Source organism: Bowdeniella massiliensis (assembly GCF_023634005.1).
GTDB classification, from domain to species: domain Bacteria; phylum Actinomycetota; class Actinomycetes; order Actinomycetales; family Actinomycetaceae; genus Bowdeniella; species Bowdeniella massiliensis.
In genome coordinates, this window is record NZ_JALIQR010000010.1 from 21907 (window position 1) to 42563 (window position 20657).

Annotated in this window: 21 protein-coding genes and 2 tRNA genes; 12 read left to right on the forward strand and 11 right to left on the reverse strand. The window is 61.5% G+C overall.

Translation table 11 applies throughout. From position 1 onward, the window contains the following. Positions 1 to 54: 54 nt before the first annotated feature. Positions 55 to 1191 (forward strand): LOG family protein, encoded by a 1137-nt coding sequence (locus MUN85_RS08030; RefSeq protein WP_250506234.1) that lies wholly within the window; start codon positions 55 to 57, stop codon positions 1189 to 1191. Here the strand turns inward: MUN85_RS08030 and MUN85_RS08035 are convergent. From MUN85_RS08035 to MUN85_RS08060, 6 genes are all read right to left on the reverse strand, one after another. Beyond that, entirely contained in the window at positions 1181 to 2485 is a 1305-nt protein-coding gene (locus tag MUN85_RS08035) for an anaerobic C4-dicarboxylate transporter (protein WP_250506235.1), read from the reverse strand. The genes MUN85_RS08030 and MUN85_RS08035 overlap by 11 nt on opposite strands. A gap of 100 nt (positions 2486 to 2585) precedes the next feature. After that, positions 2586 to 4028 carry an aspartate ammonia-lyase gene (aspA, locus tag MUN85_RS08040; RefSeq protein ID WP_250506236.1) on the reverse strand — a complete coding sequence of 481 codons (1443 nt, stop codon included), beginning with the start codon at positions 4026 to 4028 and terminating at the stop codon, positions 2586 to 2588. Positions 4029 to 4068: 40 nt separating this feature from the next. Beyond that, a complete protein-coding gene (locus MUN85_RS08045) occupies positions 4069 to 4818 on the reverse strand; it encodes a succinate dehydrogenase/fumarate reductase iron-sulfur subunit (RefSeq protein ID WP_250506237.1) in 750 nt (249 codons plus the stop codon). Next, positions 4815 to 6782 (reverse strand): fumarate reductase/succinate dehydrogenase flavoprotein subunit, encoded by a 1968-nt coding sequence (locus MUN85_RS08050; RefSeq protein WP_250506238.1) that lies wholly within the window; start codon positions 6780 to 6782, stop codon positions 4815 to 4817. Before MUN85_RS08050 ends, MUN85_RS08045 begins: the two co-directional genes overlap by 4 nt. Further along, positions 6779 to 7471, reverse strand: a complete 693-nt coding sequence (locus MUN85_RS08055; protein WP_250506239.1) for a succinate dehydrogenase cytochrome b subunit — start codon at positions 7469 to 7471, stop codon at positions 6779 to 6781. The genes MUN85_RS08050 and MUN85_RS08055 overlap by 4 nt, the downstream gene beginning before the upstream one ends. A gap of 263 nt (positions 7472 to 7734) precedes the next feature. Next, entirely contained in the window at positions 7735 to 8502 is a 768-nt protein-coding gene (locus MUN85_RS08060) for a hypothetical protein (protein WP_250506240.1), read from the reverse strand. A 131-nt stretch (positions 8503 to 8633) separates the two neighbouring features. On the opposite strand from MUN85_RS08060, the gene MUN85_RS08065 reads away from it, so the two are divergent. The 6 genes from MUN85_RS08065 to MUN85_RS08090 all read left to right on the forward strand — a co-directional run bounded on the left by MUN85_RS08065 (position 8634) and on the right by MUN85_RS08090 (position 13517). Beyond that, positions 8634 to 9830 (forward strand): PucR family transcriptional regulator, encoded by a 1197-nt coding sequence (locus MUN85_RS08065; protein WP_250506241.1) that lies wholly within the window; start codon positions 8634 to 8636, stop codon positions 9828 to 9830. Between the two features lie 77 nt (positions 9831 to 9907). Next, a complete protein-coding gene (locus tag MUN85_RS08070; RefSeq protein WP_348647967.1) occupies positions 9908 to 10843 on the forward strand; it encodes an ACP S-malonyltransferase in 936 nt (311 codons plus the stop codon). Further along, entirely contained in the window at positions 10840 to 11853 is a 1014-nt protein-coding gene (locus MUN85_RS08075; protein WP_250506243.1) for a beta-ketoacyl-ACP synthase 3, read from the forward strand. Before MUN85_RS08070 ends, MUN85_RS08075 begins: the two co-directional genes overlap by 4 nt. Positions 11854 to 11891: 38 nt before the next feature. Continuing rightward, positions 11892 to 12140 carry an acyl carrier protein gene (locus MUN85_RS08080; RefSeq protein WP_073717535.1) on the forward strand — a complete coding sequence of 83 codons (249 nt, stop codon included), beginning with the start codon at positions 11892 to 11894 and terminating at the stop codon, positions 12138 to 12140. A gap of 26 nt (positions 12141 to 12166) precedes the next feature. Then, positions 12167 to 13405, forward strand: a complete 1239-nt coding sequence (locus tag MUN85_RS08085) for a beta-ketoacyl-[acyl-carrier-protein] synthase family protein (RefSeq protein ID WP_250506244.1) — start codon at positions 12167 to 12169, stop codon at positions 13403 to 13405. Positions 13406 to 13443: 38 nt separating this feature from the next. Beyond that, a tRNA-Ile gene (locus MUN85_RS08090) sits at positions 13444 to 13517 on the forward strand. On the opposite strand, the gene MUN85_RS08095 is transcribed toward MUN85_RS08090, so the two are convergent. From MUN85_RS08095 to MUN85_RS08105, 3 genes are all read right to left on the reverse strand, one after another. After that, positions 13518 to 14195: a DUF8692 domain-containing protein gene (locus MUN85_RS08095; RefSeq protein ID WP_250506245.1), complete on the reverse strand. Its 678-nt coding sequence runs from the start codon at positions 14193 to 14195 to the stop codon at positions 13518 to 13520. It abuts the tRNA gene before it with no gap. Between the two features lie 152 nt (positions 14196 to 14347). Then, positions 14348 to 15829 carry a gluconokinase gene (locus tag MUN85_RS08100; RefSeq protein WP_250506246.1) on the reverse strand — a complete coding sequence of 494 codons (1482 nt, stop codon included), beginning with the start codon at positions 15827 to 15829 and terminating at the stop codon, positions 14348 to 14350. Positions 15830 to 15838: 9 nt separating this feature from the next. Then, positions 15839 to 17194, reverse strand: a complete 1356-nt coding sequence (locus MUN85_RS08105) for a GntP family permease (RefSeq protein ID WP_250506247.1) — start codon at positions 17192 to 17194, stop codon at positions 15839 to 15841. 171 nt (positions 17195 to 17365) lie between these two features. Here MUN85_RS08105 and MUN85_RS08110 point away from each other — a divergent pair, with 171 nt between their 5' ends. From MUN85_RS08110 to MUN85_RS08130, 5 genes are all read left to right on the forward strand, one after another. Continuing rightward, complete coding sequence (locus tag MUN85_RS08110) at positions 17366 to 17863, forward strand: hypothetical protein (RefSeq protein ID WP_250506248.1); 498 nt, start codon at positions 17366 to 17368, stop codon at positions 17861 to 17863. Between the two features lie 90 nt (positions 17864 to 17953). Then, a tRNA-Asn gene (locus MUN85_RS08115) sits at positions 17954 to 18025 on the forward strand. A 67-nt stretch (positions 18026 to 18092) separates the two neighbouring features. After that, positions 18093 to 18377: a hypothetical protein gene (locus MUN85_RS08120; protein ID WP_250506249.1), complete on the forward strand. Its 285-nt coding sequence runs from the start codon at positions 18093 to 18095 to the stop codon at positions 18375 to 18377. Positions 18378 to 18379: 2 nt separating this feature from the next. Then, on the forward strand, positions 18380 to 18865 hold the full coding sequence (def, locus tag MUN85_RS08125) for a peptide deformylase (RefSeq protein WP_250506250.1): 486 nt from the start codon (positions 18380 to 18382) through the stop codon (positions 18863 to 18865). Positions 18866 to 18957: 92 nt separating this feature from the next. Then, a complete protein-coding gene (locus MUN85_RS08130; RefSeq protein ID WP_250506251.1) occupies positions 18958 to 19458 on the forward strand; it encodes a DUF3145 domain-containing protein in 501 nt (166 codons plus the stop codon). Here the strand turns inward: MUN85_RS08130 and MUN85_RS08135 are convergent. Together MUN85_RS08135 and MUN85_RS08140 are read right to left on the reverse strand one after the other, a co-directional pair. Further along, positions 19455 to 20090, reverse strand: coding sequence for an alpha/beta fold hydrolase (locus tag MUN85_RS08135; RefSeq protein WP_250506252.1), 636 nt, complete (start codon positions 20088 to 20090; stop codon positions 19455 to 19457). The two genes, MUN85_RS08130 and MUN85_RS08135, sit on opposite strands and share 4 nt — an antisense overlap. Further along, positions 20003 to 20635 carry a DUF998 domain-containing protein gene (locus tag MUN85_RS08140; RefSeq protein WP_250506253.1) on the reverse strand — a complete coding sequence of 211 codons (633 nt, stop codon included), beginning with the start codon at positions 20633 to 20635 and terminating at the stop codon, positions 20003 to 20005. Before MUN85_RS08140 ends, MUN85_RS08135 begins: the two co-directional genes overlap by 88 nt. Positions 20636 to 20657 lie beyond the last annotated feature (22 nt).

A 20657-nucleotide genomic window follows, 5' to 3' on the forward strand; every position in this document is an offset into this window, starting at 1 on the left:
AGCGGCCTGCCGACCTCACGGTCCGCAGGCCGCTTGCCGCATAGAAAGGCCACCATGTCCCAGTCGCTCTACTCCCGCCAGCCACGCGCCACCGATATCGAAACCCTCGAGAAGTTCGACGAACTCGTCGCTCGAGGCGCCAAGAAAATGTCGGGATGGCACATCCAAGGAGTCGATCTACGCGAACGCTCCCCCGACCTGCGGGCGCTTGACCCGACGGGCGCACTCTTTCTCGGCTGCGCGCTCACCAAGGCGGACGAAGAATCCCTGAGGGCTCGCGGCGGCCTCGTTTTCCCGCGGATCCGCGATATCCCTTTCAACATGTACCGGGCGAGCCTCTACACCCCGCAACAGCTCTACGCCGGGCTAGACGAAGGCGGCTACGAGGCTACTTTCGATGCGCAAGTTTATGCGTGGACCGAGCGCCAAGACACCCGCGGAGACGTTCGAGTCACGCTCGCGACAGCGCTGCACGATCACGGTATCTCCGATGCCCTGGCCGATATCCGTAGCCGGGGCATCTTCGCGCCCCACATCGCCGGGGTCATGGGCGGCCATGCATTGCAGCGCGGCTCCGACCAGTACGCGAAAGCAGCCCGATTCGGTCAGGTCCTCGACCGGCAAGGCCTCACTGTCGCCACCGGCGGCGGTCCGGGCGCAATGGAGGCCGTTAATCTCGGCGCATTCTTCTCCGCCGACGGCACCCGCCTGCACAGTGCGCTGGAGTCCTTGGCAAGCGTGCCAAGCTTCGTGCCCGATGCCACGGCCTGGGCGCGCGTCGCGTTCGACCTCATTCGCGACTATGAGGGCACGCCAAGTCTTGGAATTCCGACCTGGTTCTATGGCCATGAGCCGCCCAACCTGTTTGCTACCCATACCGCGAAGTACTTCACCAATGCCCTGCGCGAGTCAATCCTGCTCGAGATCTGTGACGCCGGAATCGCGTTCCTGCCAGGCCACGCCGGCACTGTCCAGGAAATCTTCCAGGACGCGTGCGAAAACCACTACTCGCCGCCCGAGGCCGTAGCCCCGATGGTCCTCATCGACCGCGACTACTGGACCCGAGTCCTGCCCGCCTGGCCGCTGCTGTATGCCGTCGTATCGTCGGGCCCAGCGGCCTCATCCATCTTCCTAGTGGATTCCGTGGATGAAGCCGCTGAGATCCTTTCCGATCACGCGCTCAGAGCATAAGCGAGCCGAAGAGGAAACCGAGTCCTACGGCCAAGGCAATATTGACAATGCCCGGAATCATGAACGGGTGATTAAAGATCGCACGTCCAACGCGAGTAGAGCCGGTATCGTCCATCTCGACGGCAGCCAGCAACGTCGGATACGTCGGTAGGACGAACAGCGCCGAGACCGCAGGGAAGGCCGCGATCGCCGCAATCGGGCTCGCGCCGAGCGCAATTGCCGTTGGCATAAGCGCCTTGGTGGTCGCGGCCTGGGAGTACAGCAGCGCCGCTGCGAAGAACAGCACGACGGCAAGCAACCAGGGATAGGCCGTTAGGGCCGAGCCGGCTAAGGCAGTAATGGCCTCCATATGCGTTGAGACGAACGTCGTTCCGAGCCACGCCACCCCAAGGACACAGACACACGCCGACATGCCGGAGCGGAAGGTCTGCATTCCAAGAATCTCGGACGGGTCGATGCGGCACAGGATCGTAATAGCCATCGCCGCCGCGAGCATGATCGACATGATCGCCTCGGTCCGAGGCAGCGTTGGATCGGAAATGATGTGGAGGTTTTCCGAAATGAGCGCCGCATAGGTCACCACAGCGATGATCGCGATGAGAAAGATGAGGACCGAGCGCTTAGCCCCCGGGCGTTCTTCGTACTCATGCGCTCCCCGCAACTCGATAAGCCCCTGTTTCTTACGCTCCAGGTAGACCGGATCCGAGCTCAACGGTTTGCCGAGCATATTCGCCAGAAAACTCGTGGCAACCGTAGCTAAGAAGGTCGACGGGATGGCGATGGCGAGCAGGGTCAGGTAGCCCACCCCCAACGGCTCGACGACAGAGGCCATGAAGACGACGGCCGCCGAGATTGGGCTCGCGGTAATGGCCATCTGTGAGGCGACGACAGCAATTGATAACGGCCGGGAGGGGCGAATGTCGTTCTCCTTCGCTACCTCGGTAATGACGGGCAACGCCGCAAATGCGGTATGCCCCGTCCCTGCGAACAACGTCAACAGATAGGTGACGATCGGCGCGAGCAGCGTGATGCGCTTCGGTTTCTTTCGCAACAGACGGTCGGTGAGCGCGACGAGCCAGTCCATGCCGCCGGCCGCTTGCATGGCGGCAATCGCGGCGATCACCGACATGATGATGCCGATGACGTCGAAGGGAATGTCTTCTCGGGAAACGGGCGCCCCCGTGGCGCCAAGCAGGATGACTCCCAGGCCACCGGCAGCGCCGATTGCGATCGAGCCGTACCTGGCACCCAGAAAAATGGCAGCCAAAACAATGAGTAGGTGTACCCAAATCATGACAGTGAATCCTCACGTGGTCAGTGGTGAAATCGGTGACGGGCCGACCCGCTGAGCGTCATTGCCCAGGGGCTGGGGCCCGCTACCGCGGATGTGGTAGTTAGGTCGTCGGCAAGCCGCGCTCGTCAGGCGCGTAGATCTTGCCGGTGTATTTCGGCTTCATGAAGGCCTCTGTCGTGAGAATCTCATCGACCTGCTCCTCGGTGAGCAGGCCCATCTCCACGACAACCTCCTTCACCGACTTGCCGGTCTTCGCGCACTCTCGACCAACGCGGTCACCATTGTGGTGTCCGATGATGGGGTTGAGATAGGTGACGATACCGATCGATTGTTCGACGTAGGCACGGCACTTGTCCTCATTGGCCGTAATGCCGTCGACGCAGCGCTCCCGCAGTGTGTCACTCGCTGCGGAAAGGAGCCGAAGCGACTCAAACATCGCTTCTGCCATCGCGGGTTCCATGACATTGAGCTGCAGCTGGCCTGCCTCGGCCGCCATGGTGACCGTCATGTCGTTGCCAATCACCTTGAAGCACACCTGGTTGACGACCTCCGGGATCACCGGGTTGACCTTGGCCGGCATGATGGAGGAACCGGCTTGCATCTCCGGGAGATTGATCTCGTTAAGGCCAGCCCGAGGGCCGGAGGACAGCAGGCGAAGGTCGTTAGAGATCTTCGACAGCTTGTGAGCTAGCCGCTTCAAGCACGCATGAACGAGAACGTAATCGCCATTATCGCTGGTGGCCTCCACAAGATCGGGCGCCGAGGTGATCGGCAGTCCCGTAACCTCCGACAGCTTCTCGGCTGCCACGTGCGCGTAGCCATCGGGCGTGTTCAATCCGGTGCCGATCGCCGTCGCTCCGAGGTTGACACCGAGAAGGTAGCTGGAGCAGCGCTCCAGTGTAACGAGCTCTTCTTCCAGGTTTGTCGCAAACCCCTTGAACTCCTGTCCCAAGGTCATGGGAACAGCGTCTTGGAGCTGGGTGTGCCCCATCTTCAACACCCGCTCAAACTCTTTCGATTTGTCCAAGAAGGAGTTGGCGAGCTCACGGATATGGCCCATGAGATCATGCACCATGCCGTACATGGCGAGCCGCAGCCCCGTCGGATACGCATCGTTCGTCGACTGCGACTTGTTGACGTGATCGTTGGGGTTAATGATCTCGTAACGGCCTTTGTCATAGCCGAGGTGCTCCAAGGCAAGGTTGGCGATGACTTCGTTCGTGTTCATATTGACGCTGGTGCCAGCGCCACCTTGGAACAGGTCGATGGGAAACTGGTCGAGGCAGCGGTCGTGCTCAAGCAGCTGGTCACAGCCCGCGATGATCGCGTCCGCGATGTCATAGGGCAGTGCGCCCAGCTCTTTGTTTGCCAGCGCTGAGGCCTTCTTGACCTGCGCCATCGCGCGAACGAACTCTGGCACGCTTTGGACGAGGCGTCCGGAAATAGGGAAGTTCTCGATCGCCCTGAGGGTGTGGATCCCGTAGTAGGCGTCGCTGGGAACTTCGCGGGTACCGAGCAGATCTTCTTCGATCCGTGTGGTCATGTGTGGTGAACTCCCTCGTGTCGTCATTGACAGGTGTCTTCTAATCATCGTGTTGCCGGACTGCTGCACGCAGCCGCTCGCGATTCACGTAACTTACCGCGAGCAGCGGAATATCCGCCGGGCAAACTTCGGCACACTCCCCGTGCAGGGAGCATGGGCCAAAATGTTGATCCATTTCGGCGATCATGTCGCGAGCTCTGCGTCCTCGCTCGCTCGCGGGAATCGGTAGTAGGGACAGATGGGCAAGTTTGGCGCCGACGTAGAGATTGGCGGAACCGTTGGGACATGCGGCAACGCACGCTCCGCAACCGATACACGCAGCAAAATCGAGTGCGCGTTCCGAATCTTCGTGCGTGATGCGGTCGCTGTCTGCGTCTGGCGCAGTTCCCGGAGCGACACTGGGGGCACCACCGACATTGAGAACATCGGTGAGGTAGCCGCGTTCAACCATGAGATCGGCGATGACGGGATAGGCAGCGGACCGAAATGGTTCCAGAGTGATCGTCTGGCCGTCGTCAAACGATGCGAGGCGTTGGTGGCAGGCGGGGGTCCGCGGCACGGGGCCATGAGGACGGCGATCGATCGTGATCCCACACGCTCCGCAGATCCCTTCACGGCAGTCCGATTCGAACACGACCGGATCGCCTCCCGCCGTGATGATGTCATCATTCATCTTGTCGAGAAGCTCAAGGATCGACATCGACGGTTCGAGGCCGTTGACCTCATGGCTTTCGAACTGACCCGCGGCCTCGGGGCCCTCTTGTCGCCACACTCTCACGATGAGTTTCATCGGTAATCCCTCACTTGCAGTGGCACGGCGCTAAATTCCAGCGGCTCCACGTGGCGAGTGAACCTCGCGCTGCCCTCCCAATTCCCCGTTTGCCACGCCGAGATGAGAGCCCAGTTTTCGTCGTCACGCTTCGCTTCGCCATCGTCATGCTGATACTCGATGCGGAAATGGGCGCCGCAGGACTCTTCGCGATCGAGCGCATCGACACACATCACTTCCGCAAGTTGAAGGTAGTCTTCAACCCGCCCGGCGTACTCGAGCTCCTGGTTAATGCGGCTAGCTGATCCAGCGATCCTCAAGTCCTGATAGAAGTTCTCTCGCAGCGTGCGAATTTGGGCAATTGCCTCAATTAATCCTTCTCGGTCTCGACTCACTCCGCACCCGCGGTAGAGGATCTCTCCCAAAGCGCGGTGGAATGAGCGCGGTGGCTTGGTCCCCCCGATGTTGAGGAGACGATCGAAGCGTTCATAGGCATCGTTAAGGGTGTTCTGGACGACTTCGTCATCCTCATCCAATGGTTCCGTCCCGAGGTGGTCGGCTAGGTAGTTTGGCACGGTGAATGGAATCGTGAACCAGCCATCCACGCAGGCGGACAGCAGGGAGTTTGCACCTAGTCGGTTGGCGCCGTGATAGCTCGATCCGGCTTCACCCGCGACAAACAGTCCGGGTATTGAAGTCATGAGCTGGTAGTCGGCCCAGAGTCCTCCCATGGTGAAATGGGCTACCGGAGCGATCCTCATCGGCACCTCATACGGGTTTTCACCGGTGGCATCTTCATACATGTGGAAGAGGTTCCCGTATCGGGCGCTAATCGTCTCCTTGCCGAAACGCTGCAGTGCGTCGCGGAAATCGAGGTAGACCGAGTTCTTGAGCGGGCCTACTCCATGGCCGACATCAATTCGTTCGCGCGCTGCACGGGAGGCAACATCCCGCGGTGTGAGGTTCCCGAATGCGGGGTATCTCCGCTCCAAGTAATAGTCGCGCTCATCCTCGGGGATGTCGTTCGGCTCCCGGGTATCGCCCGCAGTTTTCGGTACCCAGATCCGTCCATCGTTGCGAAGGGATTCACTCATCAGGATCGATTTCGATTGCCAGTGTGTCGAGATGGGTAGGGCTGTCGGATGGAACTGGATGAATGACGGCATCGCGAGGTATGCGCCGCGACGGTGGGCGCGCCATGACGCCGAGGCGTTGGAGTTCTTTGCCAGGGTGGAATGATAAAAAATATTGCCGTACCCGCCGGTCGCCAGCACGACCGCGTGGGCGGTGATCGGCTGCAATTCACCCGTGAGAAGATTCCGAACGATGACTCCCTGGGCACGACCGTCTTTCACGATGAGATCAACCATCTCGTGACGGACGAGTAACCGGAGCGCGCCGCGAGCAACCTGCTGTCCGAGCGCTGCGGCACCCGCTATTTGAAGTTGTTGACCAGTCTGCCCGCGGGTGTAGTACGTCCGTGAGACCTGTACACCGCCGAAGGACCGCGTATCTAACGAGCCGCCATACTCGCGGGCAAAAGGAGCCCCGAGTGCATTCATGTGGTCGATTACTCGGGCTGATTCTTCAGCCAACCGAAAGACCTCACGTTCACGACCGCGGTAGTCGCCACCTTTAACGGTGTCTTTGACGAAGCGGCCAAGAGAGTCATTGTCGACTTTCCGTCCTCGCGCGGCATTGATTCCGCCTTGAGCAGCAACCGAGTGCGCCCTCCTTGGCGCATCGTGATAGGTCACCGCAGTGACCTGGTATCCCAGATCGGCTAATGCTGCCGCAGCTCCCGAGCCGGCAAGCCCCGTACCGATGACAACGATCGAGAACTTTCGGCGATTGAGCGCGGAGACTAACCGATAGCTGTCCTTCGCACGCTGCCACGCAGTTGCGGGATCCCCGTCGGGACTGTGCGCTGACAGGGTCGTTCCCACCTCAATGTCGAGGGGTGTTGATTCCGCCTTCTCGATCATGACAGCACTCCCGTCAGCACTGCGAGCGGCACACTCATATTGACGAGTGCGATGACGATTCCGGCCGCATATGCGATCAGCTTCCAAACTCGCCGCGTCCGGGGACCGGTCACAGCAAAGTCGGTCGCCAGCAGCCACAGGCCATGGATAAGGTGCACGGCAAGCGCCCCCATCGCGACGAGATAGATCAGCGAAAACAGTGGCCGGGAGAATGACGCGATGAGGTTTTCGTAGGCAAACGAACCGGTATGCGTCGGCGCCTGGAAAGCGCCGTTAAGGTGCCCGGTTGTGAGATCCAGAATGTGAATGATGATGAAACCGAGCAGTGCGATCCCGGTGATAAGCATCGTTCGCGAGACCCATGACTCAGCCCTCAGGCCGCGCGCGCGATGTGGTCCCCGAGCGGACCTCGAACGGAACGTCAGCGCTAGTGTCGCAGCGATATGGATGATGATCGAAATCAGCAGGACCACGCGAAAGGCCCACAGCAAGCCCATCTCCGGTAGTAGCGGCTCGCCCGCAACGCGCAACCAGTGCGCATAGTCATTGAAATGCGCGGGCCCAAAATACGCTTTGATGTTGCCGACCATATGGATCGCCACGAAGGCCGCAAGAATTGCTCCGGTCAGCGCTGCGGCAAGTTTCAGGAGCCATGACTGCGGTCCCGTCTGTGGGCGCGCCGCAACCATGATTCGTCCATCGCGGACCTTGATTGTCGAACTATCAGTTTGACGAGGCAACGCGCGTTTGTGCGATGTCATAGACGAACTCATGCAGCATCCCCCTTGATAACCACTTCGAGGCTAACACCTTACAGCAGTGGGCTGCATAGTACCGACGAGTGTTCGACCGATGTCTACCTGTTTGCACGAATGTGCAGAATGTTGCCGACCCAGTTCAGCATTCGTTATTACGAACTCCGCTCCCTCAAGCAAGGGCGGTGATGGGTCCCTTAACCTCGCGCCGCATAGGCGTCTTGAATCGCCACATCGAGATCGGTAAAGTCCTCCGACTCGTCGCTGGCATCCCGCAGCGATTTCAGCAACCGTTCGGCCTCGGCAGGGCGACCGGCCTCACAGGCGGCACGGACCAGCTGGCGACCGGCATCCGTGACGTGCGTGGTCGGGTCCCAGTTTCCGACACCCAACTGGACTGCCTCGCCCGGCAGATTGGCGCGACGCAGCATTTGCAGTGATTCGAAAAGCGCGACGCCGGTGTCCTCGCGTTCGCAGGCAGTCTTCAATCGCCGAATGGCGCTTTCGCGGTCTTCATTCAGCGAGAGGCGAGCGAGCTGGATGAGCGGATACCACGCGCGGGAGTTCCCAACGTATTCGTCGGCAAGGGCCCAAACGGCGGTGTTGATGCGTTCGCGCTGGTCGGCAGGAAGTTCATCGGCCGTCAACGGATCGGGCATTTCCTCATACCTCGCGCCCACCGAGACGAGTCGCGCCAAGGTGGCAAAGGCCTGCTGGTCGTTGGGATCATCGAGCAGCCGCTGGCGCAATGCCTCTTCCGCCTGGCGCAGTCCCTCTTCAAGCGGGTTTTCTGCTTCCTGAACGGGGCGAGTGACCGCGCCGCGAAGGTCAGCCGGTTCGGAGTCCTCAGGGCTCGAAGCGTCTACTGGCACATCAGATTCGAGCGTCTCTTTGAGTGTGGGATTGGTTTCGATGGCTTCGTGAACCATCGCGTCATCCTCGTCGTGCATTTCTTCCTCCGGCATAGCAGCGTTCTGCTCTCACACTATCGCGGGCTAGGGTATCAGCGCACTAGTAGGTTAATCCGTAGGATTCACTGGGCCACAGAGCATGACACGTCTGCCTGAGGTTCCCGTGAGGCGGTATGCTTCCCGCCATGACGACACTTCCTTCTCGCGCGCCAACGGATCTGCCCGAGCACGTCATTTCGGCGCTTCGCAAGGGCTCCGATGAACTCAAGCTCACGGCGGTAGCGCGAATGGAACGCGATCTGCAGTGGTGGCGTGATCTGTCGAGTGAAGATAGGTCGTGGCTGGGACTCGTCGCGCATGAAGGCATCAACCGATTCGTGGCCTGGATGCAGCTCGAGGACGATGCGGCGCGGCCACAGGATATTTTCCGCGTCGCTCCCCCAGAGCTCACCCGTACGATCTCCCTGCAGCGCACCTTGCAGGTTGTTCGACTCATTGCCGAAGTCGTCGAGGAGCACAGCCAGCAGCACGTCGCACCGGATTACCGGCGAGATCTGTACGAGGCTGCCCTCATCTATTCGCGTGAAGTGGCATTCTCTGCCGCCGGTATCTATGCGCGCGCCGCTGAGTCCAGGGGCCAATGGGATGCACGCCTAGAAGCTGCCGCGATTGATGCCATTGTGCGCGGCACTTCCCCGGCGGTGATGCGCTCACGTGTCGCTACGGTCGGGTGGAAAGGCCGAAACCACACGTTCGTCATCGTCGGACCTGCGCCGCATCAACTCACCGAATCGACAACAGCCGAACTCCGGGAGGCATGTCTACGCGCGACCTCGGATGCCCTCGTCGGGATTCAGGGTGATCGGATCATCGCTGTCCTCGGCGCGGATGAGAATCCAAGCAAGATTGCATCCCTCATCGAGCACCACTTCGGTGACGGCACCATCATCATTGGCCCGAGCGTCGACGACATCGTCAAGGCTGGCACCTCCGCACGTGCCGCCATCGCCGCTCACCAAGTGATTCGAGCGCTATCAGCGCCCGCTCGAATTATGCAGGCAGACGACCTGCTCCCGGAGCGAGTCCTCGATGGCGATCAGCTCGCCCGCAATACCCTGATCGACGAGATCTATATTCCGCTCGTCAGCGCCGGCCCTGTGCTCGTTGAGACCCTGGATTCATATCTTGGCCAGGGACGCTCCCTGGAAGCGGCCGCGCGTGACCTCTACGTCCACCCCAACACGGTTCGCTATCGCCTGCGCCGCATTGCGCAGGTCATCGGGTGGGATCCGACCGAGGCTCGTGAGGGCCAGATTCTGCAGATTGCGCTCACTGTGGGCCGACTGAGCGGCGGGACGCTGCCAGGGACTGCCGCTTTGTAGACCATCCACAAACGAGGTGGGTCGACTTGGTGGCCCACACAGGCGGCAGATGAAACGAAACCTGGGAAAGTGGAGCAGTGCTCGCAGTTTTATGTCCTGGCCAGGGTTCGCAACGACCCGGCATGCTCACCCAGTGGCTAGAGTTTGCCGACGAGTCGGATTTCACCGCCGCCTCGCACATCGAGTCATGGTCGCAGGCCGCCGACCTCGACCTTGTCGAGCTCGGTTCGCATGCCGATGACGAGACCCTTCGCGACACAAAGAACGCCCAGCCGCTGATTGTCGCCCTGTCTATCTTGAGTTGGCGGATCGCCCAGACACGTGGGGCGCGGATCCCGCAGGTTGTGGCTGGCCACAGCGTTGGAGAGATCGCGGCACTAGCCATCGCGGGCGTCATCTCCGATGGCGATGCCGTGCGGCTCGCGGCAATCCGTGGCCGCGCGATGGCGCAGGCTGCCGCCAAGAACGAGACGACGATGGCCGCCATTGTCGGCGGCAAGCGTCCCGACGTTCTTGCCGCACTCGATGCCCACAACGTCGCTCCCGCGAACATCAATGGCACAACGCAGGTCGTCGCCGCCGGCTCCACCGAAGCGATCACCGCGCTTGGCGAAAACCTCCCGCGTGGTGCACGGCTCATCCCCCTGTCCGTCGCCGGAGCCTTCCACACCCATTACATGGCTGACGCAGTTCCGGCCGTACGCGATGCTGCCGAGAATCTCGTCGTCAGCAATCCCAATTGCACGCTCCTGTCGAACCATGACGGCGCCCCACTCCACGCGGGCTCTCAGGCCGTGTGGCGGATCGTCCAGCAGATTACCTCACCGGTGCGCTGGGACCTATGCCAAGAGCAATTGCTCTCGAAGGGCGTCACCCACGCGATCGAACTCGCTCCCGCGGGTGTGCTGGCGGGCCTGGCACGCCGTGACCTCAAGGGGGTTGCCACGCTCTCCCTAGCGCCTGACAACGTCGCCGAACTGCCCGGATTCTTAGGCCAGGAGGACAACGCATGAGCCGCCAACTATCGATTGCTGAGGCGCGCGCCGGCTCGCAGGTGCTCGCGTTTGGAGCCGTTCGCGGCGAACGCATTGTGCCAAATGATGACATCGTCGAGCCGATCGATTCCTCCGATGAATGGATTCGGCGTCGCACCGGTATCGTCACCCGGCGCTACGGGACGGCAGCCGATACCGCGGTCTCCCTAGCAACCGCTGCGGCGACGGATGCGCTGACGAAAGCCGGCCTTCAGGGCTCCGATGTCGACACCGTCATTGTCTCGACTGTGACACATTTCGACCAGACCCCGGCTGCCGCCGCGATCGTTGCGGATGCCATTGGAGCGACCCCTGCAGCTGCCTTCGATATCTCGGCGGCCTGCGCCGGCTACTGCTACGGCATCGCGATGGCCGACTCCCTAATTCGCTCGGGCGAGGCTACCCACGTCCTCGTCATTGGCGCCGAGAAGTTCTCCGACTTCATCGATCCGACCGACCGCTCGATTTCCTTCATCCTCGGTGACGGTGCGGGTGCCGCTATCCTGGGTCCCGCTGATTCCCCCGGCGTCTCGCGTACCGTATGGGGCTCCGATGGCGGCCAGGCCCAGGCCATTCGGCAGACCCATTCGTGGCTCACCATCCGTGATGGCTCGGATATGTCGTGGCCAACTCTCCGGCAAGAGGGCCCCACCGTCTTTAAGTGGGCCGCATTCTCGATGGCGGAAGTGGCTAAGGAGATCGTCGCCGCTGCGGGTCTTGCTCCCGAGGACATCGATGTTTTCATTCCGCACCAGGCAAACATTCGAATCATCGACCAAATGGCGAAGTCCGTTGGTCTGCGTGACGACGTCGTGATTGCGCGCGACATTGTCGATACCGGCAACACCTCGGCGGCCTCAATCCCGCTGGCAACCGAGCGTCTGTACCGGGATAGTGAAGTACGTGGCGGTGAGCTCGCCCTCCAGATTGGTTTTGGAGCCGGGCTCGTTTACGCCGGGCAGGTCATTCGCCTGCCGCACCGCGCCTGACGGCATCAGGTCCATCTAGAAAAAACCAAGGAGAAACCATGGCACTGAACAAGGATGAGATCCTCGCTGGCCTCGCCGAAATCGTCAACGAAGAAACGGGTGTTCCGACGGAGGATGTCCAGCTGGACAAGTCCTTCTCCGATGACCTGGACATCGACTCGCTGTCGATGATGTCGATCTGCACCTTCGCAGAAGAGAAGTTCGACGTACGCATTCCCGACGAGGAACTGCAAAACCTCGTGACCGTAAACGACGCGGTGTCCTTCATCGAAGGCGCCCAGAACTAAGTACCCCCACCTGGATAGGACGCATCATGGCCCACACGACCACACCCCGACCCGATGTCGTGGTGACCGGCCTTGGGACGACGAACCCGCTAGCCGGCACCACCGCCGAAACCTGGCAGGCTCTGTTAGCAGGCACCTCCGGAATCCGTAGCCTCGAGGCCGACTGGCTTGACCAGTTCGAATTGCCCGTGCGTTTTGCCGGAACCGCCGCCGTCGACCCAGCCACGGTGCTTCCTGGCCCCCAGGCTCGAAAGATGGACCCGTCTTCTCGACTCGCCGCTGTGGCAGCCGAGGAGGCGTGGGCAGATGCCGGTAGCCCGGAGGTCGACGGCGAGCGATTTGGTGTCGCCGTCGCCTCCGGCATTGGCGGCATCCACACAACCCTCAACGCCTGGGACACGATGAAGGAGAAGGGCGCACGGCGAGTTCTGCCGATGACCGTGCCCATGCTCATGCCGAACTCCTCGGCCGCGATCATCTCCGTGCGCCTGGGAGCCAAGGCAGGCGCACACGCCCCAACGTCTGCCTGTGCATCCGGCGCGGAGGCTATTGCAATGGGCGTGGAGATGATACGTAATGGCCGTGCGGATATTGTGCTTGCCGGCGGAACCGAAGCCGCCATCCATCCCATGCCGATCGCAGCCTTTGCCCGCATGATGGCGCTGTCGACCCGCAATGACGATCCGCAGGCCGCGTCTCGTCCCTACGACGTGGACCGAGATGGTTTCGTCATGGGCGAAGGCGCCGGCATCGTCGTCCTTGAATCCGCCGAGCATGCCGCCGCCCGCGGCGCGAAGGTTTACGCGAGCATCGCGGGAACCGGGATGAGTGCTGACGCATTCGACGTCGCACCGCCCGACCCGACGGGCGCCGGGCAAGAACACGCCATGCGACTTGCCCTTGCCGACGCCGACCTCAGCGGCAGCGACATTGTGCATGTCAATGCGCATGCGACCTCGACTCCCCTGGGTGATGGCATCGAAGCTGCGGCAATCTCGCGGGTCTCTCCGGATGCTATTGTCAGCGGCACGAAGTCGATGACCGGGCATCTGCTGGGAGGCGCCGGCGCCATGGAGGCCGTGTTCTCCGTCCTAGCTGCCCACCACCGCGTCGCCCCGCCAACGATCAACCTCGACAACCCCGAACCGGATCTGCCGATCAACGTGACCCGCAACGAGCCGGTCGAACTTCCTGCGGGAGCGGTCGTCAACAATGCGTTCGGATTCGGCGGCCACAACGTCGCGCTCGTGATCACCAGCGCGTAGTTTCTTAGAACATCACGGCGCCGGTAAGGTTGTCCGTGGCCCCTGTAGCTCAGCCGGTTAGAGCAGCGGACTCATAATCCGTCGGTCCCGGGTTCAAGCCCCGGCGGGGGCACTAGCGATATCCCCGAAACCCGATGCTAAGGCCCTCGTCGGTGCGCCTGACGATAAGCATCTCGAAAACCGCCCAGATCGCAAGGGCGACCCCTAGGAACTCGAGGGACTCTTCTATATGGATTAGCAGCATTGTGTGCCAGGTCGTCTTGCCATGGAACTCGATCATCCGACCACCGAGGGTCTCCATGACGACAGCACCCGAGAGGAAGATTGTTCCGGCCGCAACGAGCATCAACATGATAGGTAGCGGCAATCGCCATACGAGTGGCAACAACACCGCGATGACCCCAATCGCGACAACAATCCCGCCGATCACCCACCGGTAGTAGAACGGGTCGAAAGGCAGGTAGGGCGTGAGGATCGAGCCCAACCGGTAGAGCTGTTCGTGCAGCATCGCGGCCTCATCAGCCGAGGCGTAGATGCCGACCGCGGCAAAGATAAACCACAGCCACTTCAGCCGCGGCGCGACCACCCCGACAACCGCCGCAACAATTCCCAGCACTAACCACATGGACGATGCCAGCCACGTGGGGATATTAAATTCACGGTCGACGTTGAAAAATTCCCACAGGGTAAACCAGCGGGTCTGTTCAAAGTCGGTTTTTACGACCTGGAGATAGAGCAGTCCGGAGGTGATGACGAGGATTGCGGCGAGGGCGGTGATAACACAGAACACCCACACTCCTGCTTTGGAAGGCAGTGAGCGTGCTGAGGCCTGGGGCGTCGCTTGAGACATGGAAGAGGTCTTTCGCTCGGGACGGGCAAGTGAAATCCGTCCCCCGATTTTAACCCTCTCCCTTGCTTTGGGCTCACTGCCCTCGCCGCGCGTTACGCAATCACTCCTCGATAGATCCGTTCGTATTCCAGCGCCTGTGCCCGGTAGTAATCGCGATGTTCCACTCGGGGTTGAATCGCGGTACCGACGGGTGGCTCTGCTGGAGTCACGTCCGGAGCGGCATGCTCGAGCGCCAGGAGCGCAGTGCCACGAAGTGTCGAGCGTTTGAACGTCGCGGGCACGACGGGCTTACCAAACGCATCAGCAACCATGTGCAGCCACGCCGGCAGCCCTTGCGACATGCCGCCAGTTGCGACGACGTGGTCGATTGCGGGATCGACCGCGAAGAGCTCGCGAGCAACGCGTCCATAGGCCTGGGTGAGGCCCTCGAGGCTGCCGCGATAGATATCGCGCACGGTGTGCCCAGCAAAAAGCCCAGCAAACACGCCACGCGCGTCCGCGCGCCAGCCGGTTGCTCGCTCCCCCGTCAGATACGGCAGGAAGAGCGGGGTGCCGGGCTCGGGAGCTGCGCGACACCAGCGATCGATTTCCTCTTGGTCGGGCAGCTGCAGGAGCGTCGCAAGCCACGCCGGTACTCGGCCCGCGTCGTTAATTGCCCCACCGAGCAGCGAGCGATTGCGATCAATCCGGTAACACCACAGTCCAGCCGGAACCTGGGTCGGGTGTTTCGGCAACAGCACCCGCATCGCGCCCGAGGTCGACGCGCCCATGACGCAGGCCGAGACCCCGGGTGGGACCGGGCCAATATTGGACGCGAGACCATCGGCAATGACGGGATACCACGCCACATCGCGCAACCCCGGCCAGCGCTCGGTATCGGGGTTGACGTCCACTAATGGTTCGTCCGGATCGGCGATCGAGCTGAGCTGCTCGATCTCGATGCCAGCTGCGCGAACCATCGATTCGTCCCACTGACCGGTGAGGCGGTTGATCATTCCGGTCCACGACGCGGTCGCCGTCCCCGCGACAGTCTTCCCAAGGAGCCGGAGGTAGATGTACTCCCCCAGCGACATCCACTTCGCTACTCGGCGCGGATCCTTCCCGGTGGCATCTCGCCACCAGCGAAGGCGCGCCGGAACGTAGGAGGTGTGCAGGAAGGCGCCGGTCCGTTCATGCGATGCGTCGACATCGAGCGCGCCACGCAACTGATCGACGAACTCCGCGCCGCGCGAGTCGGCATAGGTGAAGCACGTCGTTACCGCGCGATCCTCCTCATCGACGCCGAGGACGCTGGCGGCGAAGGTATCGATCGCCACGCCGCCAATCTGACCAACAAAATCCTTGCCCACGACCGTGTCGAGAAGCTCTTCAACTTCGCTTACGACGAGGTCGGGATCGATTGAGACTTCGCCGTCGGACTTCGTCGTGAAATCGTGCGGAACCTTGAGCCGCCGACCGGTAATCGGCGTGCCGGTCGCATCGTAGAGACAGCAGCGGGTTCCTGACGAGCCCACGTCCAGGGCCACAATGAACGGAACGACTGCGTCCTTTTCGGATACCTCAAAGGAAGCCATAGCTCACTCCTAGAATGCTCCTGCGACCAGGTAGATCGCGTAGACGAGCACGAATCCCAGAACGGATTCGATGCCCTGCTGCACGGTCCAGGTCTTCAGGGTTGTCTTGACGTCCATGCCCATGAGTCGGCCGACGAGCCAGAAGCCCGAGTCGTTGACATGGGAGCAGAAGACGGAACCCGCCGCAGCAGCGAGGGTCAAACACGCCAGCTGGACCTCGTTCATGTTGCCGGCTGCGGCCACAACCGCCGGGGCGAACAGGCCTGCCGTCGTGACGAGTGCGACCGTGGCCGAGCCCTGCGCGAGCCGCAACAAGACAGCAACGACGTAGATCGCAAAGATCAGCGGCAATCCGAGGCCGGACATGGAATCCGCCATCGCATCGCCGATGCCGGAGGCGCGCAGCACGCCACCGAACATGCCACCGGCACCGGTAATGAGAACGACCGAACAGATCGGACCGAGAGACGAATCCAGCAGCTTTTCCAGTGCCGTCTTGTCCTCGCCGCGTGCGAAGCCCAGCACGATCATCGCGACCAGTAGCGCGATGAGCAGCGCGATCGGGGTTTCGCCGATCATCTTCAGGACCTGTACCCACAGCTGGCTGCCGTCCACGTGGCCGGTCTTCTCCAGGGTGGACAATCCGGTGTTGAGGAAAATCAAGAACAGCGGAACGAGCAGCAGCCCGATGATTGTGCCGACGCTCGGCGGATTCTTCGGTTGGTCCTCGTCGAGCTCACCGAGCAGTGTCGGCACCGGCAGGGGGTACTTCTTACCGACGTAAAGGCCCCACAGATAACCCGAGACGTACCACAGAGGGAAGGCAATCAACAGGCCGACGATGACGATGTAGCCAACGTTGGCGTTAAAGAACTCCGAGGCCGCAACCGGACCCGGGTGCGGGGGCAGGAATACGTGCATCACGGAGAATGCGGCAGCCGCGGGGAACCCGTAGCGCAGGACCGGTTCATTCATCCGTCGCGCGATCGCGAAGATGATCGGAAGCATGACGATCAGGCCCGCATCAAAGAAGATCGGGAAGCCCATGATGAGAGAAGCGATACCAAGCGCAAAGGGGGCTCGTTTCTCCCCAAACGTACGGATCATTGCCTCAGCGAGTACCCGAGCGCCTCCCGAGGATTCAATGAGCCGCCCCAACATGGCACCTAACGCCACAAGGAGGGCAACAGAAGCAAGCGTGCCACCAAAACCAGTCGTCATTTCCTTCACGACGGCGCTCGCCGGGATTCCGGCAACAAGCGCAGTCAGGAGCGAGACCAATACCAATGTGACGAATGCGTGGATGCGGAAAGCAATAATCAGCACGAGGATCAAAGCGATCGCGCCGATAGCGATTCCGAGCAACGGCCCGGTTCCTAGCGTCTGTTCCCAGTCTGGTACTTCCGCGGGTAGGCGTTGGAGCAACGATAGATATGACATGGCGACTCACTTCTTTATGGTCTGTAGGACACCCTCACCATAACCCTGCGGGAGTCGGATATGTCGGATCTCCAGATAGCGGGTTACGGTTACGTCATGTTCACTTCGCGCGCTAAAATTCCTGCCACTCTCGCCGCGCATCTGCCGCGGGCTGCCCGTTCCACGGCGATCGAACTCGCCGACTCTCGAGCGCTTGCGATCACTCCCGGCGCACTACTGATCGCCAGCGCTGAGGGCACCGAGGAAATGCCCTGGACTGATTTCCGCTCCGCGCACTGGAACGGGGATTCTCGACTCCTCACCATCTCGCCGGTCGTCACCGAACGGGGGGATTGCGTCTTTGAAACCCTCAACGACAATGTGTTCACCTTCACTACCGCCGTGCGGGAACGAATCGAGGCTTCAATCGTCCATGACAGGACACGCGAATTCGGTGACGAAGGAATGGTCCAAATCCTCATTAGACGCGGCCGAGATGGCCAGTTGTTCTCCCAAACAATCGTCGCCGGCTCGCCCGAGGTGGTTACCGCGAATCGGAAGGTTATCGATGAGCTCGAGCGCTCCGCGCGGGAAGCCGCCGGCCTGCCCGGTTAACAGGTGGTAGACATCACTGTCGGGCGGGGCCCCTAAGACCGTTTTCGTTTTTGCCGCCCCGCGTTGACCTGTTAGTCTGTATCCGCACCTTCCCGCGTAGCTCAACGGCAGAGCATCCGACTGTTAATCGGACGGTTACTGGTTCGAATCCAGTCGCGGGAGCAAATATGCCGCGATCCGCTTCGGATCGCGGCTATTATTTATCACAGCCCGAACCGAAAGGATGGCCATGCGAATCCTCTCCCGCGCGGCACTGCGCATCGATCGTGTTCGCGATAGCAAGGAAGCTGGCCTCCTGTGCGAGGCCGCGGCTCGTCTCGGGTTTCAGACGGTCATGTCCCCCACCGACGAGGGCCTGGCAATCGAACTGTCCCGGCTTGATGTCTTCCCGCCCGTTAACGACATCGCCGCCCTGGCATTCTTTGATGCTCTCGCGGCCGGAAAGTCTGTAGACGACGCGCTGCAAGAAGCCGCCACGTGGCTCGCAGCTAACGACATGAAGGATGTCAACTAGCCATGGCATATCGCGATATTCGCATCGTCGGAGACCCTGTCTTGCGCACCGTGTGCGATCCGATCACGACCATCGATGACGGTGTGAAGGCCCTCGTGGAGGACCTGTTGCAAACCGTCGATGACGATGGCCGGGCCGGGCTAGCGGCGAATCAGATCGGTGTGAGCTTGCGGGCGTTCTCGTGGAATATCGAGGGCGAAATCGGCTATATCCTCAACCCCGTCATCGTGGAAATGTCCAGCGACGAGTTCCAAGACGGAGATGAGGGGTGCCTTTCGGTGCCCGGCCTGTGGTTCCCCACCGAACGCGCCTGGTATGCCCGCGCCGAGGGAACTGATCTGGATGGCAAGAAGGTCGTCGTCGAGGGCGAAGAGCTGATGGCGCGGTGCATCCAACACGAATGCGATCACCTCGATGGCATGCTCTACATCGATCGGTTAGATCGAGCTAACCGAAAGAAGGCCATGCGCGCGATCCGCGCGATGTAGCCGCCTGGCGCTGTTTCGTGCCATACTGAAGATAACCTCTGTTTCTTGGCGGTCGTTGGGGAAGACGCCCTGTCGAGTAACTGGAGGTCAACATGGCTAGCGCCCCAACGCGCGGCGTGGTTTTCGTGCACTCCGCACCGAAAGTCCTCGCTCCCCATGTGGAGTGGGCACTCGGTGCGGTCTTAAACATGCCCGTTCAAATGCAATGGACCGATCAGCCTGCCCTGTCGGGAATGCTCCGTGCCGAGTACTCCTGGGTGGGTCCCGTTGGCGCTGGCGCCCAGCTCGCCTCCGCTATTCGCGGCTGGGAGCATCTGCGCTACGAAGTCACGGAGGAAGCCTCCCTTGGCGTCGATGGCTCACGCTGGTCGCACACACCGGACCTTGGTATTTTCCACGCCCACATCGACTCGGTTGGAAACATGCTTGTGCCGGAAGACCGCATCCGCGCGGCGATGGAATCCCATACCGATGCACGTGCGCTGCGCGCCGAACTCAACCTCGCCCTTGGTCAGGCGTGGGATGACGAACTAGAACCCTTCCGCTACGCCGGTGCCGGTGCTCCGGTTCGCTGGCTGCATCGCGTCGGTTAACGTTGCCAGGCGCGGATGATGGCGGCGACATCATCCGGGTGTTTTGTCGCCAATAGATGGGAGGCGGGCGCGCGCACGATGTGGCTCGCGCCCAGCTGGCTCGCCATCGCTGAGTGCTGGTGGCTCCAGGAACTTTCCAGGCAGAGTGTCGCCGTCACGATGAGCGCCGGTATCGACAGCTCGTAGCGCTGCCGCGCGGCAGCTGTCAGCGTCGCGAATCGGCGATAATTGAGGTTGTCACGAGCTGCAGTGAACAGGCGCGATTGGCCGACGAGAAGTTGGCGCAGTGCATCGTGTAGAGCGGGTGGTAATCCGTCCCGCTGTGGCCGGGCGATGGATGGATCGAGCAGCACCAGTGCGCTGAAGGCCGCAGGATGGCGGTAGGCGGCGCACTCGGTGACGAAAGCCCCCATTGAATGACCGATCAACACCGGGCGGCTCGTTCCCGCTGCCGCCGCGACGAGGTCGGCTCCTGCAGCGAGATCTTCAAAGAGTGGATCGCCCACGCCAAAGGCATCGACGATCCGAGCTCCTAGGGCCCGAGCTAGCGGCTGCGCGTCAGCCGCGGGCCGTCCAAGGCCTGCGACGTAGACCAGCTGGTCCATAGCTGCCTTCCAAATGCGATCAGCCATGCCGATAGCGTAGCGAGCTGGAGGCGCTGCACTAACCCGAGTCCCGCATTGACGTGGAAGATCTCGACAGCGCCCGAGGCGATGATGACAAGAATCGTGGTGCCCACGCAGATCCACGCCATGACCCGGGTGGAGCGGGCCGCGGGACGCAGCCACGTTCCGGCGGCGACCGCGAGGACCGAGGCAATCGTTGCCGTCGAGGATGATAGGACGTGGATCGTGTCTTGCACCGTCGGGAATGTTGAATGACGCAGGACGCAACCGGTATCAAGCGATTGCGCACACGACATGGGGAAGAACGAATCGATGAGCGTGGCGCTTGCCCACACGGCGAGCAGCGCCCGTAGCCAGGTGATCCGCGGCCCGCGTAGCAGGGCTGCCGCAATGAGCAGGAAGACGCTTGCGATGCGATCGCCCCACCGGAAGATCTCGGCATGCCCGAGCCCGTCGGCCGCGAGCTCCGAGGCATAGCTTTCGACGACGCTGAGTTCGGGCACGAGCCAAGGCGAGATCACCCAGGTGGCATAGGCCAGCGCGGCGCCCACGAGGGCGAGAGCAGCTGACTTG